Source organism: Vibrio sp. 10N.237.312.B06, from assembly GCF_041464685.1.
GTDB lineage: Bacteria > Pseudomonadota > Gammaproteobacteria > Enterobacterales > Vibrionaceae > Vibrio > Vibrio tasmaniensis_A.
The window spans coordinates 1-4,313 of record NZ_JBFSPI010000158.1; the positions used below are offsets into that span (position 1 = coordinate 1).

Annotated in this window: 1 protein-coding gene and 3 pseudogenes; 1 reads left to right on the top strand and 3 read right to left on the bottom strand. The window is 40.3% G+C overall.

The features are described 5' to 3' along the window. The 3 genes and pseudogenes from AB6C75_RS22925 to AB6C75_RS22935 all read right to left on the bottom strand — a co-directional run. Positions 1 to 830, bottom strand: a pseudogene (locus tag AB6C75_RS22925) (IS5 family transposase); the annotation flags it as partial. 676 nt (positions 831 to 1,506) lie between these two features. Beyond that, positions 1,507 to 3,135 carry a methyl-accepting chemotaxis protein gene (locus tag AB6C75_RS22930; protein WP_017096612.1) on the bottom strand — a complete coding sequence of 543 codons (1,629 nt, stop codon included), beginning with the start codon at positions 3,133 to 3,135 and terminating at the stop codon, positions 1,507 to 1,509. Positions 3,136 to 3,428: 293 nt separating this feature from the next. Beyond that, positions 3,429 to 3,842, bottom strand: a pseudogene (locus AB6C75_RS22935) (ISAs1 family transposase); the annotation flags it as partial. A gap of 146 nt (positions 3,843 to 3,988) precedes the next feature. On the opposite strand from AB6C75_RS22935, the pseudogene AB6C75_RS22940 reads away from it, so the two are divergent. After that, positions 3,989 to 4,313: pseudogene (locus tag AB6C75_RS22940) on the top strand (site-specific integrase); the annotation flags it as partial.

A 4,313-nucleotide genomic window follows, 5' to 3' on the forward strand; every position in this document is an offset into this window, starting at 1 on the left:
GCTTTTATCATCGCGTAAGTTTCACCCACCTGGGCATTGTAATTTCTTAAGCTCAATCGTCCTCCTAGCAACTGTTTAACTCAATACATCGCTGTTTCTGACAATGAACGTTTGTGGTATCCATACCGCTCTTTCCAATACTTATTTGAGCCGTATAACTTCTGGCAACCCACGGCGAGATTTCGAGGGTGACCACACTCCCAGAAGGCTGCCCCTTCTCTTGGGGGAACAAGCGCAATAGCTCCCTTAATCTTAATAGCAGCGTGACACGCTCTTGTGTCATAAGCGTCATCACCTGACACCTCAAGGATACTTCGGCGTGTTTGTTTCAGTAAGTTCGGGAGGACTTCTCCATCTGTAACCGTCGATAAACTTAGCTCGGCGGCAATGATCTCATAAGTGCTTGTATCGACGGCAATATGAAGCTTTCACCAGACCCTACGCTTGCCATCCGTCCCGTGTTTTTTGACCATCCATTCACCTTCGCCATAAACCTTAAGGCCAGTAGCATCAATGGCTAGGTGTTGTATCGCTCCTCTCGTTTTAGTCTTAAATGAGACCTCAACTTGCTTGGCTCTACGACTGATGCAGGTGTAATGCGGACAACTTAACGGTACATGGGCTAACCTAAATATCGAGTCGATAAATCCTCGCAGCGCTGTCGTGATAGCTAAACCACTGAACCGACGTGGCCTCCCGCGCTTATTCTGTTTGCTTTGCGCCCAACCGCTTATTGCCTCTTCATCAATCTAAAAAGTCAGAGAGCCACGGTTAATGAGTGATTGGTTGTATTGCTTCCAGTTGGTTGTTTTATAAAAAGGTTTAGGAATAGGGCTACGAGAGAGTGGACGTAGCTGATCAGATCGTAGGTTCTGGATTTAGTTCCACTGAATTACGCAACAAAGCCGAAATCAGGTTGCGTATAACGAATTGTTCGATTTTTTAAAATTAACTTGGCTATATCTGCCGAGACATACTTATATAATTTCATACTCATCCTTATATTGACATTTTGATGCCTAACATTTTAATATCGTGCCAGCACGAATTTATGTATTCAGCATATCTCAAGAACCCTATCTAACCAACTGAAAATTATGCATATAATTAGTTTGAATCTAATTTCTAGTTGAAAACCGTGCAAGCACATATTGCTTCCAATTCAAGGCATGTTATCAATCAAAACTTCCCTTTAGTTCTCAATTATTCAATAGCTTAGAAATAGTTGAACAACATGTCGTGCGTGAGTGTGATTGAAGGTTAGTCTGTTGTGGATTAGAACATTTAGTTACATTGTTGGAGCTCTAGGCATGAGGAAAAGATATTGCAAACACAGATGAATAGAATGTGTATGACCATTTACTCTTAGTGATTATGGGGCACTTCTACGTTACGAAGTGCCAACTGTGAAGATTCTGGACAGAAATGGCTTAGAGTTGATCTTCGAGCTGATTTGATCAACAACGCCACTCCTGATTAAAAAAATCTAAGGCGTAGTGCACCTTTCTATAGCTTGAATGCTCCCATCCTCGATTGGAGATTATGAGCTAGACTACTGATTTCCTGACACGCTATAGCGGTTTGTGAAGTGCCTTCTGCCATTTCTGAGGATGCTGAATTAATATGCTCCACACTTCGATTTAACTCTTCTGACACTGAGTTTTGCTCACTACATGCTGTTGCAATATGAGTACTCATCTGAGCAATATTCTCGACAGAGTGTTCAATCATATCAATTTGTTCTCCAGCCTCATTGACTTGGTCAACACATGTAGCGATACCACTCTGACACTCCCTGCTTGCCTCCCCCATTTTGATGGTTTTTTCTTGTAAGTCTTCAACAATATCGACAATCTGCGTTGTAGATTCTTGCGTTCGTTGAGCCAGAGAACGAACTTCATCAGCTACTACAGCAAAGCCTCTCCCTTGCTCTCCTGCTCTAGCAGCTTCTATTGCAGCATTCAAGGCTAATAGGTTCGTTTGTTCCGCAATCCCTCTAATAACATCAACAACAACATTAATGCTACTTGAACTATTTTCTAGATCACTTGCCAATTCATCTGTGTTTTGTATTGTTTTAGTGACCTTATCAATTTCTTGGATTGTTTTATTTAAAATCTCGGTTCCGTGCTTTGCAACTTCAGTTGCTGAGTTTGCTGAGGTAGCTCCACTTTCTGTATTCTGCGCTACCTCGTTAACTGCGGCCTGCATTTCTGTCATGGCCGATGCAACAGAACTCAACTCTAATTGTTGATTTTGCATTCCTGAAGCCGTTTGAGCTGATATTGCACTCACCTCTTCCACCGCTGCTGTTAATTGAATTGTAGAATCACTCACCTCTGAGACTAAAGAATGCAAATTATTTTGCATTGATACTAACTCTTTCAGCAAAGTACCAAGTTCATCTTCAGTTAACTCTCTTTCGTCAATTGTATTATTCAACTGACCTTTAGCTATCTGAGAAGCAAACCATAAAGCTCGATTAACCGGTTTACAAACTACTCGAGATAACAGAACTGACGAAAGAATTATCATACCGATAATGACTAAGGAACCAGCGGTGGCAGTAAGTTGAGTCGATTGAGATTCACTTTGTACTTCTACTTTTAGCTGATTTATAAGCTCGTCATTTAAGCTAAGCGTATTGTCCAAGCTAGTAAGAGCTTTTGTATATGTAGTGAAACTAGATAAAACAACTTCATTTGCTTTTTTTGCCTTACCTTGTGCAAGTAAATAATTATATTGCTGCGTTTCAGAAATATAACTATTCCATGTATCTTTAAATACTTTAAAAGAACGCTTTTCTTGCTCACTCAGCGCTAGAGCTTCATACGATAAAATACCTTGTTGAACATTTTCCCTCCATTGTTCAAGCTCCTCTATCCATTCCGCGATTTTGGGATGCTTTGCATTTGACAGAAGCGAAAATTCATCTTTACGAACTTTTGTAATATCAACTTGAATACCTTTAAGCAAGGCAACCGATGGCAGGCTTTTATCAGTTAATATCGCTGTGTTTTTAGTCAGTGATAATAAACTCGACATCATCACTACAGAAACAACTGCAAAAACCAGAAATACGGCTAAGTAACTCAACCCAATTTTCTTTACTACACTTAAATCTTTAATACTCATCAATGAACCCACATTTATTCTAAAAATAACGCCATGACTAATGGCACATTACCTACCTTAACAACCGAGGAGTGAGAATAAAAATCGTTACGCCCTTATTCATCGAGTGTAATATAGCCGAATATTGGCTAAATTAACATCAACTTAGCGTGAATTCGATACAGCAGTTCACTTTTAACTAGAATATGGTGGTATTTTCGTTAAAAAATAGAGTAAATACCTCAGTTGAATGAGGTTGTATAAAAAAACCATAATTTAGTGTCAATTGAGCAGCAGGGCGACCGCATGAGTGCCTAGTTTTTCACCGCCTGAGTAAAACCAGCACTTAATACTGCCTCTAGAATGGTTGTATTCATCATGCATCGCTTTTGCTTCCCAACAATGCTTAGCTTAGTTGGCTCTTCTCTGAGCATATTTAAGCTCATATGACGCAAGCAAGATAGATTCTCCGCTCCATGGTCTTTGTATATCTGGCACGCATCCTCATTCATACTGACATCAAGTACCCAATGCATTGACTCTATATCCCAATGCTCTCTAACTGCCATCGCAGCTTGCTCTGCGCTTAGCACTTTGGAGCTGATATAGTAACGATACTCTAGGTCGATTACTTTTCATTTCTCAATACGGAAGTTTTCAACCATTATAATGCTCTTCAAGTCTTTCCAACGAGAGAAGTTACCTTCCAGTTTTGTACTGTCAAAAACTGCTGTTGCGGATCACAATAACCTATTAGCTTTCTTAGCACTTTGAGATAGGAGCCTAACCTGTGCTTTTTGTCCGATATAAAACATTGTTCTACGTTTCAGCCTCAATTAAACTGTTTTTATATACAGTAATTTTAGGCTTTATTATGTCTATCCGTAATTTAAAAGATGGTTCTACCAAACCTTGGCTCTGCGAATGTTACCCGAATGGGCGAACGGGGAAACGTGTTCGTAAAAAGTTTACGACTAGGGGAGAAGCAAAGGCTTTTGAGCTTCACACGATGAAGGAGATTGACGATAAGCCATGGATGGGAAGTAAACCCGATCACCGTAGAATGAGCGAACTGTTAGACGCTTGGTGGACCATACACGGTCATACGTTGAAATCGGGTAAACAAGCTCGGGAGCTAATAGCTAAGACAATTGAAGAATTAGGGAATCCAATTGCCTCCCACCTTAAAGAACGAGACT

Bases quoted from the DNA above. Each gene is read 5' to 3' on its own strand.
- AB6C75_RS22930 (WP_017096612.1), bottom strand. From the start codon at position 3,135: ATGAGTATTAAAGATTTAAGTGTAGTAAAGAAAATTGGGTTGAGTTAC.